General features: G+C 64.2%; 14 protein-coding genes. 6 read left to right on the top strand and 8 right to left on the bottom strand.

Going from position 1 to position 17,190, the window contains the following annotated elements:
• Nucleotides 1-6 precede the first annotated feature (6 nt).
• Entirely contained in the window at nucleotides 7-651 is a 645-nt protein-coding gene (locus JQ580_RS01780) for a glutathione S-transferase family protein (RefSeq protein WP_212278036.1), read from the bottom strand.
• An 86-nt stretch (nucleotides 652-737) separates the two neighbouring features.
• Here JQ580_RS01780 and JQ580_RS01775 point away from each other — a divergent pair, with 86 nt between their 5' ends.
• Together JQ580_RS01775 and JQ580_RS01770 are read left to right on the top strand one after the other, a co-directional pair.
• Nucleotides 738-1,718 carry a helix-turn-helix transcriptional regulator gene (locus JQ580_RS01775; protein WP_212278035.1) on the top strand — a complete coding sequence of 327 codons (981 nt, stop codon included), beginning with the start codon at nucleotides 738-740 and terminating at the stop codon, nucleotides 1,716-1,718.
• Between the two features lie 138 nt (nucleotides 1,719-1,856).
• Nucleotides 1,857-2,102, top strand: a complete 246-nt coding sequence (locus JQ580_RS01770; protein WP_212278034.1) for a hypothetical protein — start codon at nucleotides 1,857-1,859, stop codon at nucleotides 2,100-2,102.
• A 56-nt stretch (nucleotides 2,103-2,158) separates the two neighbouring features.
• Here the strand turns inward: JQ580_RS01770 and JQ580_RS01765 are convergent, their stop codons facing one another.
• The 5 genes from JQ580_RS01765 to JQ580_RS01745 all read right to left on the bottom strand — a co-directional run bounded on the left by JQ580_RS01765 (nucleotide 2,159) and on the right by JQ580_RS01745 (nucleotide 7,773).
• Complete coding sequence (locus JQ580_RS01765) at nucleotides 2,159-3,391, bottom strand: EAL domain-containing response regulator (RefSeq protein ID WP_212278033.1); 1,233 nt, start codon at nucleotides 3,389-3,391, stop codon at nucleotides 2,159-2,161.
• 273 nt (nucleotides 3,392-3,664) lie between these two features.
• Complete coding sequence (locus JQ580_RS01760) at nucleotides 3,665-4,630, bottom strand: fatty acid desaturase (RefSeq protein WP_212278032.1); 966 nt, start codon at nucleotides 4,628-4,630, stop codon at nucleotides 3,665-3,667.
• Between the two features lie 14 nt (nucleotides 4,631-4,644).
• A complete protein-coding gene (locus JQ580_RS01755; RefSeq protein WP_212278031.1) occupies nucleotides 4,645-5,655 on the bottom strand; it encodes an alpha/beta fold hydrolase in 1,011 nt (336 codons plus the stop codon).
• Nucleotides 5,656-5,811: 156 nt separating this feature from the next.
• Nucleotides 5,812-6,615 (bottom strand): MBL fold metallo-hydrolase, encoded by an 804-nt coding sequence (locus tag JQ580_RS01750; protein WP_212278030.1) that lies wholly within the window; start codon nucleotides 6,613-6,615, stop codon nucleotides 5,812-5,814.
• Between the two features lie 306 nt (nucleotides 6,616-6,921).
• A complete protein-coding gene (locus tag JQ580_RS01745; RefSeq protein ID WP_212278029.1) occupies nucleotides 6,922-7,773 on the bottom strand; it encodes an outer membrane protein in 852 nt (283 codons plus the stop codon).
• Between the two features lie 509 nt (nucleotides 7,774-8,282).
• On the opposite strand from JQ580_RS01745, the gene JQ580_RS01740 reads away from it, so the two are divergent.
• On the top strand, nucleotides 8,283-9,002 hold the full coding sequence (locus tag JQ580_RS01740; RefSeq protein WP_249133893.1) for a helix-turn-helix transcriptional regulator: 720 nt from the start codon (nucleotides 8,283-8,285) through the stop codon (nucleotides 9,000-9,002).
• A 55-nt stretch (nucleotides 9,003-9,057) separates the two neighbouring features.
• On the opposite strand, the gene JQ580_RS01735 is transcribed toward JQ580_RS01740, so the two are convergent.
• Both JQ580_RS01735 and JQ580_RS01730 read right to left on the bottom strand, forming a co-directional pair.
• Nucleotides 9,058-10,065, bottom strand: coding sequence for a zinc-dependent alcohol dehydrogenase family protein (locus JQ580_RS01735; RefSeq protein ID WP_212278027.1), 1,008 nt, complete (start codon nucleotides 10,063-10,065; stop codon nucleotides 9,058-9,060).
• Between the two features lie 15 nt (nucleotides 10,066-10,080).
• The gene (locus JQ580_RS01730) at nucleotides 10,081-11,694 is read right to left on the bottom strand and encodes an acyl-CoA synthetase (RefSeq protein ID WP_212278026.1); all 1,614 of its coding nucleotides are present in this window, start codon (nucleotides 11,692-11,694) and stop codon (nucleotides 10,081-10,083) included.
• A 207-nt stretch (nucleotides 11,695-11,901) separates the two neighbouring features.
• Between JQ580_RS01730 and JQ580_RS01725 the strand changes: the two genes are divergently transcribed.
• The 3 genes from JQ580_RS01725 to rbbA all read left to right on the top strand — a co-directional run bounded on the left by JQ580_RS01725 (nucleotide 11,902) and on the right by rbbA (nucleotide 17,190).
• On the top strand, nucleotides 11,902-13,107 hold the full coding sequence (locus tag JQ580_RS01725; RefSeq protein WP_212278025.1) for an ABC transporter substrate-binding protein: 1,206 nt from the start codon (nucleotides 11,902-11,904) through the stop codon (nucleotides 13,105-13,107).
• Nucleotides 13,108-13,354: 247 nt separating this feature from the next.
• Nucleotides 13,355-14,422, top strand: coding sequence for an HlyD family secretion protein (locus tag JQ580_RS01720; RefSeq protein WP_212278024.1), 1,068 nt, complete (start codon nucleotides 13,355-13,357; stop codon nucleotides 14,420-14,422).
• Nucleotides 14,419-17,190, top strand: coding sequence for a ribosome-associated ATPase/putative transporter RbbA (gene rbbA / locus JQ580_RS01715; RefSeq protein ID WP_212278023.1), 2,772 nt, complete (start codon nucleotides 14,419-14,421; stop codon nucleotides 17,188-17,190). The genes JQ580_RS01720 and rbbA overlap by 4 nt, the downstream gene beginning before the upstream one ends.

Raw genomic sequence — 17,190 nt, 5'->3', positions numbered from 1 at the left:
TGCCCCTTATCCTCCAACAGCCGCCGCGTGCTGCGCCGCCATCTCGTCGTCCGCCGCATTGATGCGCTGGAACGCAGGCCGTGCGGTCATGCGCTCGGCATAGCGGACGAACACGTCCTTCTTCGGGACGATGCCGAACATCATGGTCCAGCTGAACGCTACGCCCCACAGCACATCCGCCGCCGTCATCCGCTCGCCGAGCAGATAAGGCCCCTTCGACAGCTGCGCTTCCAGCGCGCCGAGCATGGTGTCGTAGTCGGCATAGGGTGATTGCGTGATCGGCGCCGGCTCGCGCTGCATGAACTTGTCGATCAGCGCCGGCTCGAAGGATGAGCCGTAGTAAGCGATCCAGCGTAGATAGGGCCCGCGCAACGGATCGTTCAGCGCCGGCGTCAGACCTGCCTGCGGGAAGAGATCGGCGAGATAGATGGTGATCGCGACCTGCTCGGTCACGAGGGCTCCGCCGTGGCTGATCGCCGGGACCTTTCCAAGCGGATTGATGGCGAGGTAAGCCGGCTGACGCTGCTCGCCGGCTTTCATGTTGAGGACATGCAGATCGTAGGGCGCCCCGAGTTCCTCCAGCAGAACGCGCGTGCCGGTGGCGCGGCTCTGCGGCGAATAATGCAAGGTCACACGGTTTGAATCGGTCATGGCGCATCCTCTCTGGCCTGCTGGCGATGGCGGAGCTTGTAGCGCGCCATACCTGACATCCTGTGTCAGGTATGGTTTAAGCAATCATGCGCGCGAGCCGGATGTTGTCGATCCTCACCACCCTCCAGGCCAGGGGGCAGGTCACTGCGCCTGAGCTCGCAGAGGCCTGCGAGGTCTCGGTCCGCACGATCTATCGCGACATCGACGCGCTCGCCGCGTCCGGCGTTCCCGTCTACGCCGACCGTGGCGCGGAAGGCGGCTACCGTCTGCTCGACGGTTATCGCGTGCGGCTGAACGGCCTGTCGCCGAGCGAGGCCGAGACGCTGTTTCTGGCAGGCTTGCCGGGCCCGGCGGCAGCGCTTGGGCTGGATGCGGCAATGATCGCGGCCCAGAACAAGCTGATGGCGGCGCTGCCAGTCCACCTGCGCCAGGATGCCAGGGGGATGCAGGAGCGCTTTCACCTGGACGCGCCGGGCTGGTTCGGCGAGGCCGAAGAGCCGAAGCATCTGCGCACGATTGCAGGCGCCGTGCTGCGCGGGACGCTGATCAAGATCCGCTATCAGAGCTGGCGCGCGGAAAAGCAGCGTCGCCTCGCGCCGCTCGGCCTCGTGCTGAAGGGCGGCAGCTGGTATCTGGCCGGACAAGTCGACAGCAGCGTGCGCACGTACCGCATCGCGCGCGTGCTGGACTGCACCGCGCTCGACGATCGCTTCGATCGTCCCGCCGATTTCGATCTTGCCGGCTATTGGCAGGCCGCGACGCTCCGCCTCGAAGCGGAGATGCATCCCAATGTCGCGATCGTCAGGCTGTCGCCGTTCGGCGTCAAACTGCTGGACGCACTGAGCCAGCCTTACGTCAAGGCGCGCATCGAGATCGAGGAGACCACCGACGTGGACGGCTGGCGCATCGCGCGCGTGCCCGTCGGCAAGACGTCCTGGCACGCCGCGTCCGAATTGCTGCGGCTTGGTTCCGAGGTCGAGGTGCTGGAGCCCGTCGATCTCCGCGACAAGATGGCCGAAATGACAGAGGCGATGGCTGCGCGCTACCGCGCGGCGCGGAAAACATGATGCCGGCATATTTTGCCGAAGCCCACGAAACAGTCCTGAAACACGATTCTCCCCTTGCCGTGTGAACGCATTCGCATTTCGGCCCGACCGAGATGCAGGGACACAACAACGGCCCTAGCGCCACACTGGAGAATGAAAATGTTTCGTAAGCTTGCTCTTGGCCTGATCGCTGCCGGTTCGCTCGGCGTCGCCGCTCTCGCGCCCACCGCGGCGTCGGCCCACGGCATTCACCCCCACTGGCATCATGGCTGGGGTCCGGGCTTTGGCTTTGGCGGGATCTACGTCAACACCGGCGTGAGCAACTGCTACCAGGAGCGCCTCGTACGGACCCGCCACGGCTTGCGCGTGCGCGTCGTGAATGTCTGCGCCTACGGGATCTACTGAGCCCGCCTGCATCGGTCGACGCAGCCCCGGTCGTTTCGCGACCGGGGCTCGCCGTTTCAGACCGCGAGCGCCGTCGGCGTCGCGGATGCGGCCTGGTCGTCCACGAGAGCATTGCGTTCAGAGATCCATCGCTCGGCGCGCGAGCGCCGGAGCGATGGCGCAAACAGGAAGCCCTGTGCGACGTCACAGCCGATCCGCCGGACGATCTCAAGCGCCTCCGGGCTCTCGACGCCTTCGGCCACCACTTTCATGTTGAACGCCTTCGCGAGCGCCACGGAAGCATCGACGATCTTCATCATGTCGTCGTCGGATTCACAGCCCTTGATGAAGGACTGGTCGATCTTCAGCTCGCTGAACGGAAGCCGCGCCAAGGCCGCCAGCGACGAATAGCCGGTGCCGAAATCGTCGATGGCCGTGCCGATCCTCTTGATCCGCAGCCGCACCAGAATGTCGTTGGCGCGGTCGACGTCGGCCATGGCCGAGGTCTCGGTGATTTCCACCGTCAGCGACGAAGGGGAGACGTTCTCGCGGCGCAGGATCTCCTCGATCCGCTCGGGCAGGGCCAGGTCCGACATCAGCGTGCCCGAGATGTTGACCGCGATGGTGAAACCGGGATTGCGCTCGATCAGCTTGCGGCCCTGCGACATCGCCGACGACAGGATGCAATCGGTCAACTGGGGCATCAGGCCGGCCGCCTCGGCGATTGGAATGAAGACCATCGGCGAGACCATCCCGAATTCAGCCGTGCGCCAGCGCGCCAGCGCCTCGGCGCCGACGACCCTGCCGGTCTGGAGCGCGACCTTCGGCTGAAACTCGACGAAGAATTCGCCGTCGGCGAGGCCTCGCAAGATCCTGTCCGACACGATCGGGAACTGCGGCGAGGCGGACTTCGCGGCCGGCGGCGTGCGCTGTGGTAATTCCAGTGCGCTGCGCAGGCGGTTCAGATCCAGCGGCTTCGTCAGGCATCCGCCGAGCGACAGCTTCAACCCGTTTGCGAGCCGTCGCGTCGCTTTCATGATGCGATCATCGCAGCCGCTGATGATCACGATCGACATCGCGCGGAGGCCGGCTTCCGCGACGAAGCGCAACAACTCCACCCCGTCATGCTCACCGAGCGACAGGTCGAGTGCCATGATTTCGAAGGTGTCGCGGGCCAGAATTTCGGTTGCAGCCTCATAGGAGGAAGCAACGACCGTCTCGTAACCAAGCTTCGCCCCGATCTTGCCGATCAGAACGCGTTGCACCAGATCGTCGTCGACCACCAGAAGACGGCCTCTCGTCGCACTCATCACCCAGCTCTCCACACGTCGGCGGCGTTGATGTCGCCAACGTAGAGCAGCGGCCTAGCTTGGTCATGAATACAAGACGGCTAAAACTTTCCAGATCCGGAAGGAATCGTTAGGTATAATTTTCGGCCGCTGTAAGCCGTTGAATTTCTAAGCATTTATGCGATGCCCGACGGAACGGTATTCCAATGTTCTGCGCCATGCGCAAGCGCAATGAACACGTCGTAAAACTTGCTATCGGAACCCGGCAGATGCCCGACAAATTACGGGACGTCGTCAGCGACGTTCGTCAATCGGGCCGGCCTCCAGCTGCCGACGAAACCAGATCCAGGTCTCACGCGTCGTTCTGATGTAACCGCGACCGCGATGGACGATCTCGCCGTCCACGATTGCGTTAAGCTTCGGCAGTGCGTGAAACGGGATCGAGGGGTAGGCGTGGTGCTCGACATGGTAGGGCATGTTCCACGCGAACCATTTGACGATCGCCGCGGTGTAGGTGGTGCGGGTATTCTGGAAAGCGCTGCGCGTGCGCTCGCAGCCGGTATGCTCGGCATAGAGATAGGGCCGTAGGAAGAACTGCCCGACGACCAGCGGAACGATCCAGACCCAGAGCAGCAAGGCCGAGGAGCACCACAGCGACAGCGCGAGCAGCAGTGCATAGAGCGCGATATAGGCACGCGCCTCTCGCACGATGACGGCGCGCTTGCTTTCGGGGATCCAGGGCACGGTGACCTTGCCGGTGATCGCATGGCCGAGCATCAGCCGGAGGCGGCCGGCGACCTGGAGCACACCGCTATAGGCGATCGCGAGCTGCGTGTCGGATGTCGGCTTCACCCCGACGATCAATTCGGGATCCTTGTCCGGATCCTGGGTGTAGCGGTGATGGTCCCAGTGAAACAGGCAGTAATATTCGTAGGGCAATCCGATGAGGAAAGCCGAGAGATAACCGACGACGAGGTTGAGGCTCCGGCTCCTGAACGCGGTCTTGTGCGCGGTCTCGTGCACCGCCATGAACAGGAAAGCGATGACATAGCCCTGTACCGCCATCAGCGGCAGCGCCCAGAGCACGCCCCATGTCGACGAAATCTTCCAGATCAGCGTTCCCACCAGCAAGATCACGCCATAATGGCCGAGGCTCTGCGCCGCACCCCGGAGATCGGAGCGAACCGACAGCTCGCGCAGCATCGCCGGTGACAGCGGCTTCAGGCGGTGGCCGGACTCTGAAACGGTTGCGTCGGTCATGATCGATGCCTGCCTTACTTGCCGAGAAGCGCCGCGACCTCGGCCCTGAGAAAGGCCTGGTCGCGAAGATTGCCGATGGGGTTGCCGGCGCGATGGCCATGCAGCGACGGGATCGGATGCAGTACCGCCGATCTCGCGCCAGTCAGCCGGCCGAGTTCGTCTTCGTTGTCGCGGACATCGAAATAGCGATCGGTCGCGCCCGGCATCAGCAGCATGTGCGCCTTGATCGCCGCCAGCGCGCGATCGAAATCGCCAGCGAAGGTCGCACAGCGGCTGATGTCGCCATTCTGCCAGATGCCGACCTGCGCCATCAGATCATTGGCATCGCGGCGGGCGAACGTCGTATCCCAGACGCGGGCGAGATAATCCTCAAGCGAGGTGAAGCCGGCCTCGCGCCAGAGCTCGTCGCGATAGAAGCCATGCGACATCGCCCAGCCGGCATAGACCCGCCCCATGGCGCGATAGCCGGCAACCGGCTTCTCCACGAAGCGGCCGTCGCGGAAGGCGGGATCGGCAGTGAGCGCGGCCTTCACGCTCTCTAGGAAGACGTAATTGTAGGGCGCGCAACGCGCGCTGCCGCAGACCACGGCTGCACGTTGCACCATGTCAGGATGCAGCGCCGCCCAATGATAAGCCTGCATGCCGCCCATCGACCAGCCATAGACCAAGGCAAGCTTCGCGATGCCGAAGCGCTCGGTGAGCAGCCGGTGCTGGACCGCGATGGCATCGTGATAACTCACCTCGGGAAACGGCACTGCTGTATTCGACGGCGACGACGACAGGCCATTGCCGAACAGGTTCGGGATGACGATGAAGTAGCGCGTGGGATCGAGCACGCTCTCCGGACCAATCAGCCATTCGGTGTCCGTGTGCTGCGCGCTGAATGAGGTCGGATAGAGGATGACGTTGTCTTTGGCCGGGTTCAGCGTGCCGTAGGTCTTGTAGGCGAGCTTCATCGAGGGGAAGACGGTCCCGGACTGGAGGGTGACGTCGCCGGCCTCGAAGATCTCGTAGTGCGCCGTCATGAACCGAACTCCGCCCGCAGCAAAGAATACGCCGCTGACGCGGCAATGCATCGATCATGCCGGGTTCCGCGGACGCGCCCTTGCGCCACGCTCTTATAACTGTACTTTTAGTACAGTTAAGATGGGCCGGCAAGATAAATCCGAACGCCCGCCCATTCACGCGATGGCCGCCAGATAGCGCTCCACTGACGCCGCAAAGGCGGCCTTGGCGCCGCCAGCGATGTTGCAACCCCACCAGGCGCCATAAATGCGGTCGAAGGCGAGCGGCGCGACGGCGGCCGCGATCCGCCGCACCGCAGCAGCATTGAGCGGGATGTAGTTGGGGTAGGAATACATGAAGCTGACGAAGCGGCGGTCCATCGTCACCTGGGCGATGTCGCCGGTGAGCAGCGCGCCCCTGCCATCCGCACTGCGCGCCGAGTGCAGCATGGTGGCGCCGGCGAAATGTCCGCCGGTGCGCAGCAGCCGGACATCGTCGGAGATGCGGAGGCTCTCACCGGTCCAGTGCACGATCGAAGGATGCGGCCGCGTGACGAAGGCGCGATCGTCGGCGTGCAGATAGACCGGCACGCCGCCAAAGGCGTCGCTCCAGTCGGCGGCCGCGCCGTAGTAATGCGGATGCGAGATCGCGATCGCCTTCAGCCCGCCGAGTGCTGCGACATGTGGGATGACGTCGTCGGTCGCGAGCGGAATGCAATCCCACATCACGCAGCCGTCGCCTTGAGGCACCAGTAGCGCGCGCTGCCCGATGGCGAAGCTCGGCTCCAGGCCGATCCCGGTGAGGCCGAGATCGTCGCGTTGCACCAGCCGGTGTCCGCGCGCCAGCTCCTCACGCGTGAGAAAGGTCTGCCCGCTCCAGTTCACGAACTGCCGCTCGTCCTCGCAGATCACGCAGGAGGCCGGCGGATTTGCACCATTCGGGAATTGCGCGCCGCAGGTTTCGCAGGTCCAGAAAGGCATGGCCAGAGCTCCGTGGGAAGAGCCCAGGATGGCATTGCGAACACGCGTTCAGCAAGGTCGACGAGCAGCAGCGGCGTGACTGGAACCGACGCGGCGGGCGTCAGTAACGTTCGGATCAACGCCACAACGATCGGCCTAGAAGGCGCGAGCATGATCGGCATGCAGTCGGGCGTTGGATCGGCGTCATCCTTCAGGCGCGCAGCCGGTCGACCGGGCTGATCGGCGGTTTCGGTCTTGCATCGATGGCGTTGTGGCTGGCCTTCGGCGCGACGATGAAGACTTTCAGCTTCGCCGCTATCACCGACATCATGGCGCAAATTGCCGGTTCAGACCGATCCTGAAGGTATGGAGCTCGATGTCGCTGGCGGCGAGGCTCGTCGCGGGAATGGACAGGGAAAGCTGACGACCAAGGTTAAGATACAAATACTCCGCCTTGAACGACCAGTGCGGCGCGAACGCCCACTCTCCGCCGCCGCCGACCGCGTAGCCGAGATTGTAACCACTCGCCGAGGCATGACCGTCCAGTGCGCCGGGGAGACCGGGAATTGGGAAATTATTGGTCAGCCTGACATGGCTGCTGTCGAGACGTGCCTTGACGTGCGCCCAGGCGAGACCGCCTGTCGCGTAGAACAGCCAGTTGTGGCTGGCATAACCGAGGCGGCCGCGCAGCGTGCCGAGATAATCGATGTCCTGGGTCACCGTCACGGTGCCGGTGTAATTGTCGAAATCGCCGACCAGGAAGACCGGGCGGAACGCATAAGAGCCGGACGCGCGTCCGCCGATCCCGGCGGCACTGATGTCTGCCTCGACGCCGGCGACCAGATGCCCGCTCTGCCAATTGTAACCCGCCTGCAACCCGCCCAGCCAGCCCGACTGACCGACACCAAGCGCGAACGGCGCAGATGACGTCGAGGTCAGCTTGTTCACGCCGGGAAACAGCGCCGGAAGCGCACTGGGATCGACCCGCGCCGCATTGCCGTCGCCGGTGCCGTAGCCCACATGAACACCCGCATAGAAGCCCGTCCAGCTGAAGCCGACCGGCAGCGGCGCAGGCGGCGCCTTCAGCGCGACGTCGGCAGCCGTTGCATCGGCAGCGCAAGCCGCCCCAAGACCAAGCGCCAGCAGAGCCTGCAGCAGATAGCGCGCACGAGGTGTCATCTGTCATTCCCTTCCAATCGGTCGATCACTCACGGACGACGATAGGCAGGAAGCGATTTGCGTTCGTGGCAGGGAGCGCAGCGCGGGATGGACTGAAATGAAAGGCCGCCGCAAAGCTGGAGCCTGTTGCGATCCGGGCACACGGGATGCGGCACCTGGTCGCGTCTCAGCGCGCCATCGCGAATGGCTTATCACGCAATCCCGCGCTTTTGGCGTTGCGGCGCAGCGGACCGACGATACAACCTGCAGACATCGCCAACTCACCGCCTCTCCGATCAATGATCCAGCCTCAACTCTCGTTCGACGGCGACCCGAATGGCCCGGCCTATGAAAGATGGCGCGAGCAGTTCTGCCGTCAGGTCGCGAATGTCGATTTCGTCCCGGTTGGAGAAGGGCGCGTTCACCGGACCATTGCGCCGGCCATCCTTCCCCGCCTCAGACTCTCCGCCTCGTTCGGCTCGCCGATATCTTTCGTGTCGCTGGGGACGAATGACGAACTGGTGATTACGATGTCGCCCAATTCAGCGCTGAGCGGCGCCATGGGGAAGCGTCCCCTGGAGGTTGCCGCGGGCGACGTCACGATCGGCGACCCCTCGATCAAGGGCGCCCAGATCACCCAGATGGGGCACGGCCATTTTCAGACCGCGCTGCTACCGCGCAAGGCGTTGCTGCGCGCCTGCCCGAATGCCGAGGACCTGATTGCAGGATCGATCCCCGGCGCCAATCCAATCACCTCGATGTTCCTCCGATACTACGATCTCGCGCATGCCTATGCCGACAAGCTCGCGGCCGCGGAGCTCGATGCTGTCTCGCAGCATTTGTTCGATCTTGCGGTGTTGATGATCGGGGCCCGCGGCGACGTCGCCGAGGAAGCGCGGACGCGTGGCCTTGCCGCAGCGCGTCTGGAGACGCTCAAATCCGACATCCTGGCGCAGCTGGACAGCCCCGCGCTGTCGCTCGCCGGCCTGTCGGCCGCGCATCGGGTCAGCCCGCGCACGATCCAGTTGCTGTTCGAGCAGGCCGGCATCACCTATAGCGGCTTCGTGCTGGAGCAGCGCTTGCTGCGCGCCGAGCGTCTGCTCCAAAACCCAGCCATGCGCACCCGCAAGATCATCGAGATCGCCCATCTCGCGGGCTTTCACGACGTCTCATACTTCCATCGCGCATTTCGCCGCCGCTTCGGGCAAACGCCGGACGACGTCAGGAAACTCTCCGGCGAGAGCAAGTAGAGCTTCTTTTTTAACGCGTCGTCTTAACGCAAACCCTTTTTCGCTCGAAAGCGCTTTAGTCGAATTCGACCACGATCTTGCCGAAGTGGCCGCCCTGCTGCATCAACCGCAGCGCATCCGGTACGGCATTGAAGCTGCACACACGATCGACCACCGGCTTCATTCCGTTGCGTTCGATTGCGGCCGTCATCCCCTCGAACATGCGGCGGCTTCCGACGGAGAGGCCGATGACGTGCAGGTTTTTGGCGAACAGGCTCGGTATCGCGATCTGCTGCGAGAAGCCCGTGAGCACGCCGATCACCAGGATCGTGCCACCGACGCGCACGGCCTCGAGCGATTGCGCGAAGGTGTCTTTGCCGCCGACTTCGACGACGTGATTCACCCCTCCGCCGGTCCATGCCGCAGCGGCCTTGCCCCATTCCGGTACTGAACAATAGTTGATGGTGTGGTCGGCACCGAGCGCCCTGGCGCGTTCGAGCTTCTCGTCGCTCGACGACGTCACAATCACGCCGGCGCCGGCGAGCTTCGCGAATTGCAGCGCGAAGATCGAGACTCCGCCGGTGCCCTGCACCAGCACGGTATCACCGGGCTTCACACGCGCTTCTTCGAACAATGCACGCCAGGCGGTGAGCCCGGCGCAGGGCAGCGTCGCGGCCTCCCGGAACGACAGATGCGAGGGCATCCGGCTGACACCCTCGGCATCGAGCACCATCGCCTCCTGCAGCACGCCGGGCCGCGTGCCGCCGAGCGCGTAACGGCGGCTGGCCGCCGAAACCTGTCCGTCGATCCAGGACTGGAAGAACATCGGACAGACGCGATCGCCTGTCGCAACGCGGGTGACGCCGTCGCCGATTGCGACCACCTCGCCCGCTCCGTCCGAGAACGGGATCAGCGGCAATCGGGTGACGCCGCCCTTGCCGCCGATCGTAAGCAGATCGCGATAGTTGAGCGCTGCCGCCTTCATCCGCACCGCGACCTGGCCCGGTCCTGGCGCAGGCTCCGGCAGATCGGCCAGCTCCATCCCCTCGATCGACCAGTCCCGCGCGACCTGCCAGGCTTTCATGGGAAGCGCTCCCTCTCAGGTGCCAAAGCTCTTCTGCACCGCCTTGTCCAGCGTCTCGCCGCCGACAAACCGCTGGCGCAGCTCGCGCTTGAGCAGCTTGCCGCTCGGGTTCTTCGGCAAGGCCTCCACGAAGATGACGCGCTTGGGCACCTTGAAATGCGCCATCTGTCCGGCGCAATGCTTGATGACGGCTTCCTCGTCGAGCTTCTCGCCGTTCTTCACGACGACGATCGCGGTTACTGCCTCGATCCAGCGCGGATCGGGCAGGCCGACCACGGCGACCTCCGAGACCGCGGGGATGCGATAAACCATCTCCTCGACCTCCCGGCTGGCGACATTCTCGCCCCCGGTCTTGATCATGTCCTTGACGCGATCAACCACGGTGATGTGGCCCTCCTCATCGACGGTGGCGAGATCGCCGGAGTGGAACCAGCCGCCGGAGAATGCCGCCGCGGTCTTTTCAGGATCGTTATAATAGCCGGAGAGCAGATGCGGCGAGCGGTGCACGATTTCGCCGACCTCGCCGACCTTCACATTTTCCATTGCCGAGTTGACCACGCGGGTTTCGACATTGAGAACAGGCTTGCCGGCCGAGCCTGCCTTGCGCAGCTGGTCCTCCGGCCGCAGCACGGTCGCGAGCGGCGCAATCTCGGTCTGGCCATAGAAATTCCAGAACTTGACCTTGGGCAGGCGGCGCTGGAGCTCGAGCAGGACTTCCACCGGCATGATCGAGGCGCCGTAATAACCCTTCTGCAAGGTCGACAGATCGGTCTTGTCGAAATTCGGTGAGCGCAACATCGCAATCCAGATCGTCGGCGGCGCGAAGAACGATGTGATCTTGTGGGCCTGGATCAGAGCCAGGATGTTGTCGGCGGTCGGCTTGCCGGTGATGACGCCGGAGGCGCCGAGATAGATTTGGGGCCCGAGGAACACATCCAGCTGGGCACAGTGATAGAGCGGCAGCGCGTGCAGGAACTTGTCGTCCACGCTCATGCCGCCGTCGATGATGCAGCTGACATACTGCCACATCACGGCTTCATGGGTCAGCATCGCGCCCTTGGGTAGCGATTCCGTGCCGCTGGTGTAGACGATCTGTGCGAGATCGCGGCTGTCGACCGAGGCGTCGGGGGACGAAACGTTGGGATCAAGCAGGTCGTCGAAGCTGGTGATATCAGCGGGCGCCGACGTGGGATCCTCGCCCGGCAGCCAGATCATCTTTTCGACCGCGCAGTCCTTGGCGCTGGCTACGCGCGCCTGCTCGACGAAATCGGGGCCGGTCGCGAGCAGTTCCGCGCCGGAGCTCTTCAGGATGAAATTGATCTCGTCCGGATTGAGCATGAAGTTGATCGGCACCAGCACCGCGCCGATCCGTGCCACCGCAAAGCGCAGCGCCGCGAAGGCATGCGAATTGCGCGAGAGCACCGCGATGCGGTCACCCTTCTTGGCGCCGAGGCCGAGAAGGCCACGGCCGAGCCGGTTGCAGATCGCGTCCATCTCGGCAAATGTCCAGCTGACACGACCGCAGCTCACCGCAAGCTTGTCCGGTTCGCGGCTTGCAGAACGGCGCAGGAGATCACCGATCGAATGCTCGCGCGCCTTCGCGATGGTGGCTGCAGTGTCGCTCGACATTTCCGTTCCCCTGGACTCTTGTTGTCGACGCAGATGCCGGCTTCGACAGCCTCGGCATGTGCGCCCTTTTGGATCTGCGCAAAGCGTAATGGCCGCAACAGGCCGCGTCAAATCGGCCCGCCCCGGCGCCATCACGCAAGACTTGGCGCGTCAGCAGTGCGAATCTAGGTGTGTGCGCCAACAATAATTTCACGGGGGAAAATGTTCATGAAACGGAATGCGGGCGTTGCCGTTGCGATTGGATTGCTGTTGACGTCCTCGATCGGTTCGGCTTCGGCCCAGCAGGCGCCGCTGAAGATCGGCGTGCTCTCCGACTTTTCCTCGGTCTATTCCGATATCGGCGGCATGGGAAATGTCGAAGCTACCAAGATGGCGATCGAGGATTTCGGCGGCCAGATGTTCGGCAAACCGATCGACATGGTGTCGGCCGACGTCCTCAACAAGCCCGACGTCGCCTCCACCATCGCCCGCAAATGGTGGGAGACCGAGGGCGTCGACATGATCATCGACCTGCCGACCTCGGCGACCGCACTTGCGGTGATGGAGCTGTCGAAGCAGTACGAGAAGATCATGATCGTGACGGACGCGGCGAGCTCAGACATCACCGGCAAGTCCTGCTCGCCCTACACGGCGCACTGGACCTACGACACCTACTCCAATGCCCACACCGTCGGCAGCGCCATCGTCAAGAACGGCGGCGACAGCTGGTTTTTCCTGACCGCCGACTACGTGTTCGGCCACTCGATCGAGCGCGACACCGGCGATGTCGTGAAGGCGGCGGGCGGCAAGGTGCTCGGCAGCGTCAAGCATCCGCTCAACACCGCCGACTTCTCCTCGTTCCTGCTCCAGGCCCAGGCGTCCAAGGCGAAGATCATCGGCCTCGCCAATGGCGGCGGCGACACCATCAACGCGATCAAGCAGGCCGGCGAGTTCGGTATTGTCGCCGGCGGCCAGAATCTGGCGGCGATCGTGATGTTCATCTCCGACGTACACAGCCTGGGCCTAAAGCTCGCGCAAGGCCTGATCATCACCGAGGCCTATTACTGGGATCTCAACGACAAGACCCGCGCTTTCGGCAAGCGCTTCATCGAGCGCGTCAAGCGCATGCCGACAATGAACCAGGCCGCCACCTACAGCGCGACGCTGCATTACCTCAAGGCTGTCCAGGCCGCGGGCACCAGGGACACCAAGACGGTGATGGCGAAGATGCGCGAGCTGCCCGTGAAGGACGCCTTTACCGACAATGGCATCCTGCGCGAGGACGGCCGGATGGTGCACAGCATGTACCTGTTCCAGGTGAAGAAGCCGGAAGAATCGAAGGGGCCGTGGGATTATTACAAGCTGCTCGCCGAGGTACCGGCCGACCAGGCGTTTCGTCCCCTGAAGGATGGCGGCTGCCCCCTTGTGAAATGAAGCGGCCCGGATTGCGCCGATCGCAATCCGTTCAGCAAGCCTTGCTCGTCCGCTCACCCCCATCGGGGCGGACGAGTTGCACCGATGGCGCGTAGCTCAAATTAGAGGCAAGAACGCTTCGCGCCGGCGTCTGATCTGCATCAAGTTGCGGTGCAAAGTTTGGCTGCAATGTTGAGGTCGCCCCTCCGCAAAATGAGCGGCCGGGCGCGTCTCAACAGTGGGCGCCGCTTCACGGCGTTTTGAACAGATGAACTTCACTCCGGGTCGCGTTATTGCCGCGATCGCCGTTCTCGTTGCGGGCGGTGGCTATTATTATTGGCAGCACCGCGATACCAACTCGCTGCCGGCAGGCTTCGCCCGCGGCAATGGCCGGATCGAAGCGGTCGAGATCGACATCGCCACCAAGACGCCGGGACGAATCCGCGAGATCCTGGTCAACGAAGGCGACTTCGTGCGTGCGGGCCAAGTTCTGGCACGCATGGACACCGAGCAGTTGCAGGCCCAGCGCCGCCAAGCCGAGGCGCAGCTCCAGCGCGCATCCATCAATGTCGAGACCGCGAAGAGCCTGGTGAACCAGCGCGAAGCCGAACGCAAGGCCGCCGAGGCCGTGGTCGACCAGCGCATCGCCCAACTCGACACCACGAGCCGCAAGCTCGATCGCTCCGAGCAATTGATCAAAACGAGTGCGGTGTCGCAGCAGGTGCTGGATGACGACCGCGCCGCCAACGCCACGGCGAAGGCGGCGCTCGCCGCCTCGCACGCCCAGGTCGCCGCATCGGAAGCCGCGATCAGCTCCTCCCGTGCGATGGTGATCGATGCCGGCGCTGCAGTCGACGCCGCGAAGGCTGCGATCGAAAGCATCAACGCCGACCTCAATGACAGCGTGCTGAAGTCGCCGCGCGACGGCCGCGTCCAATATCGCGTCTCGCAGCCCGGCGAGGTGCTCGCCGCCGGCGGCCGCGTCCTCAACATGGTCGATCTTGGCGACGTCTACATGACATTCTTCCTGCCGACGGCCGATGCCGGCCGCGTCGCCATCGGCGCCGAGGTCCGCCTCGTGCTCGACGCCATCTCGCAATATGTGATTCCCGCCAAGGCCACCTTCGTCGCCGACGTCGCGCAATTCACGCCGAAGACCGTCGAGACCGAGGAGGAGCGCCAGAAGCTGATGTTCCGGATCAAGGCCCATATCGCACCCGAGCTGCTGAGCCAGCACATCGAGCATGTGAAGACCGGCCTGCCCGGCATGGCCTATGTGCAGCTCGATCCAGCCGCGCAATGGCCCGACAATCTCAAGATCAAGCTGACCCGATGAGCGCGACTGGCACAGTCGATGCATCGGCTGCCGCCGGCAGCGTGGTGCAGCTGGAAGGCGTCGGCCTGAGCTATGGCAAGGCCCGGGCGCTCGATGCCATCACGCTCGACCTTCCGTCAGGCTGCATGGTCGGACTGATCGGCCCCGACGGCGTCGGCAAATCCAGCCTGCTCTCGCTGATCGCTGGGGCCCGCGCGATCCAGCAGGGACGCGTCAACGTCCTCGGCGGCGATATGGCGAGTTCGCGCCATCGCCGCAACGTGTGCCCCGACATCGCCTATATGCCGCAGGGCCTCGGCAGGAATCTGTACCCGACGCTGTCGGTGTTCGAGAACATCGATTTCTTCGGCCGCCTGTTTGGACACGGCAAGGTCGAGCGGAACAGGCGGATTGCCGGCCTGCTGCGCGACACCGGACTGGCACCCTTCGCCGACCGGCCGGCGGCAAATCTCTCCGGCGGCATGAAGCAGAAGCTCGGCCTGTGCTGCGCGCTGATCCATGATCCAGAGCTCCTGATCCTGGACGAGCCGACCACCGGCGTCGATCCGCTGTCGCGCCGTCAGTTCTGGGAATTGATCGCCTCGATCCGACAGGGCCGGCCCGGCATGAGCGTGATCGTCTCGACCGCCTACATGGAAGAGGCCGCGCAGTTCGACGTTCTGGTCGCGATGAACGCCGGCCGCGTGCTGGCGACCGGAACGCCCGCCGAGCTCAAGCAGCAGACCGGGGCCGATACGCTCGATGAGGCCTTCATCCGCCTCTTGCCCGACGCGGATCGCGGCAATCATACCGCTGTGGTGATCCCGCCGCGGGACGACGACCACGACGAGATCGCGATCGAGGCCGACCACCTGACCCGACGGTTCGACGGCTTCGTCGCCGTTGACGACGTCAGCTTCCGCATCAGCAAGGGCGAGATCTTCGGTTTCCTCGGCTCGAACGGGTGCGGCAAGACCACGACCATGAAGATGCTCACCGGCCTGTTGCCGGTCAGCGAGGGCACCGCGCGGCTGTTCGGCAACACCATCGATGCCCGCGACATGTCGGTGCGGCGGCGCATCGGCTACATGTCGCAGGGCTTCTCGCTCTATTCGGAGCTCACGGTCGCGCAAAATCTCGACCTGCACGCGCGGCTGTTCGAGCTGCCGGTAGAAGCCATCGCCGCGCGCATCGAAGAGATGGTCGCCCGGTTCGACCTTGCCGGCGTCATCGACGCCCTGCCGGATGCCCTGCCGCTCGGGCTGCGGCAGCGACTGTCGCTGGCGGTCGCCATGATCCATGCGCCCGACATCCTCATCCTCGACGAGCCGACTTCGGGCGTGGATCCGGTCGCCCGCGACGGCTTCTGGCAGATCCTCGCCGAGCTCTCCCGCAAGGACAACGTCACCATCTTCGTCTCGACCCATTTCATGAACGAGGCCGAGCGCTGCGACCGGGTCTCGCTGATGCATGCGGGCAAGGTTTTGACGTCGGACACACCGGCGGCGATCGTAGCGGCGCGCGGTACTACGACGCTGGAACAGGCCTTCATCGCCTGCCTGGAAGAAGCAATCGCGGACACGCCGGAGCCGGCCGGCCAACCTTCGATCGCGTCGCCCCTACCGGCCGAAACGCCGGAGCCATCACGCAAGCGGGGCGCGACATTCAATCCGACGCGCATGCTCGCCTATTCCCGGCGCGAAGCACTCGAGCTGCGGCGCGATCCGATCCGCGCCACGCTCGCGATCCTCGGCAGCGTGCTGCTGCTGTTCGTGCTCGGCTACGGCATCAGCATGGACGTCGAGAACCTGACCTTCGCCGTGCTCGACCGCGACGACAGCGCGATTAGCCGCGACTACAGCCTCCAGATCGCGGGCTCGCGGTATTTCACCGAGAAATCCCCGATCATCGACTATGCCGATCTCGACCGCCGGATGCGCGCCGGCGAGATCGGCCTCGCCATCGAGCTGCCGCCCGGTTTCGGCCGCGACGTCAGCCGCGGCCGGCATGTCGATATCGGCGCCTGGGTCGACGGCGCCAATCCGACGCGGGCCGAAACGCTGCGCTCCTATGCCCAGGCGATCCACGCCACCTGGCTCGCGCAGAAGGGCCGCGAGCTCTATGGGGAGGCCGCAATCGCCGGCTCCTATCAGCTCCAGCTGCGCTACCGCTACAATCCCGACGTCCGAAGCGTCGTCGCCATGGCGCCTGGCATCATTCCGCTGCTCCTGATCATGATTCCGGCGGTCCTCGCCGCACTCGCCGTCGTGCGCGAGAAGGAGCTCGGCTCGATCGTCAATTTCTACGTGACCCCCGTGACGCGGCTTGAATTCCTGCTCGGCACGCAGCTGCCCTATGTCGTGCTGGCCTTTGCCAACTTCCTGCTGCTGGTCGGATTTGCGCTCACCGTGTTCCGAGTGCCCTTCACCGGCAGCTTCCCGACTTACGCGGTTGCCGCGTTGCTCTACGTCACGGCCACCACCGGCATCGGGCTGGTGATCTCGGCCTTCATGAAGAGCCAGATCGCCGCGTTGTTCGGCACCGTGCTGATCACGTTGATTCCCGCGATCCAGTATTCCGGCCTGATCGATCCGGTCTCCTCGTTGCAGGGGACGGGCAAGATGATCGGTCTTGTCTATCCGACCAGCTATTTCGTGACGATCTCGCGCGGAACGTTCTCGAAGGCGCTTGGATTCGCCACGCTTCACAACGAGCTGTTGGCGCTCGCCGTCATGATACCCGTGCTCGTGACCGCAGGTGCCCTGCTCCTGAAGAAACAGGCACGCTGA

The organism is Bradyrhizobium sp. SZCCT0148 (genome assembly GCF_018129985.1).
Lineage (GTDB): Bacteria > Pseudomonadota > Alphaproteobacteria > Rhizobiales > Xanthobacteraceae > Bradyrhizobium > Bradyrhizobium japonicum_H.
This window is presented reverse-complemented; position numbering and strand designations above follow the sequence as displayed.

Excerpts from the sequence above, each read along its gene's own strand:
- JQ580_RS01780 (WP_212278036.1), bottom strand. The coding sequence starts at position 651 with ATGACCGATTCAAACCGTGTGACCTTGCATTATTCGCCGCAGAGCCGC.
- JQ580_RS01775 (WP_212278035.1), top strand. The coding sequence starts at position 738 with ATGCGCGCGAGCCGGATGTTGTCGATCCTCACCACCCTCCAGGCCAGG.
- JQ580_RS01770 (WP_212278034.1), top strand. The coding sequence starts at position 1,857 with ATGTTTCGTAAGCTTGCTCTTGGCCTGATCGCTGCCGGTTCGCTCGGC.
- JQ580_RS01765 (WP_212278033.1), bottom strand. The coding sequence starts at position 3,391 with ATGAGTGCGACGAGAGGCCGTCTTCTGGTGGTCGACGACGATCTGGTG.
- JQ580_RS01760 (WP_212278032.1), bottom strand. The coding sequence starts at position 4,630 with ATGACCGACGCAACCGTTTCAGAGTCCGGCCACCGCCTGAAGCCGCTG.
- JQ580_RS01755 (WP_212278031.1), bottom strand. The coding sequence starts at position 5,655 with ATGACGGCGCACTACGAGATCTTCGAGGCCGGCGACGTCACCCTCCAG.
- JQ580_RS01750 (WP_212278030.1), bottom strand. The coding sequence starts at position 6,615 with ATGCCTTTCTGGACCTGCGAAACCTGCGGCGCGCAATTCCCGAATGGT.
- JQ580_RS01745 (WP_212278029.1), bottom strand. The coding sequence starts at position 7,773 with ATGACACCTCGTGCGCGCTATCTGCTGCAGGCTCTGCTGGCGCTTGGT.
- JQ580_RS01740 (WP_249133893.1), top strand. The coding sequence starts at position 8,283 with ATGTCGCCCAATTCAGCGCTGAGCGGCGCCATGGGGAAGCGTCCCCTG.
- JQ580_RS01735 (WP_212278027.1), bottom strand. The coding sequence starts at position 10,065 with ATGAAAGCCTGGCAGGTCGCGCGGGACTGGTCGATCGAGGGGATGGAG.
- JQ580_RS01730 (WP_212278026.1), bottom strand. The coding sequence starts at position 11,694 with ATGTCGAGCGACACTGCAGCCACCATCGCGAAGGCGCGCGAGCATTCG.
- JQ580_RS01725 (WP_212278025.1), top strand. The coding sequence starts at position 11,902 with ATGAAACGGAATGCGGGCGTTGCCGTTGCGATTGGATTGCTGTTGACG.
- JQ580_RS01720 (WP_212278024.1), top strand. The coding sequence starts at position 13,355 with ATGAACTTCACTCCGGGTCGCGTTATTGCCGCGATCGCCGTTCTCGTT.
- rbbA (WP_212278023.1), top strand. The coding sequence starts at position 14,419 with ATGAGCGCGACTGGCACAGTCGATGCATCGGCTGCCGCCGGCAGCGTG.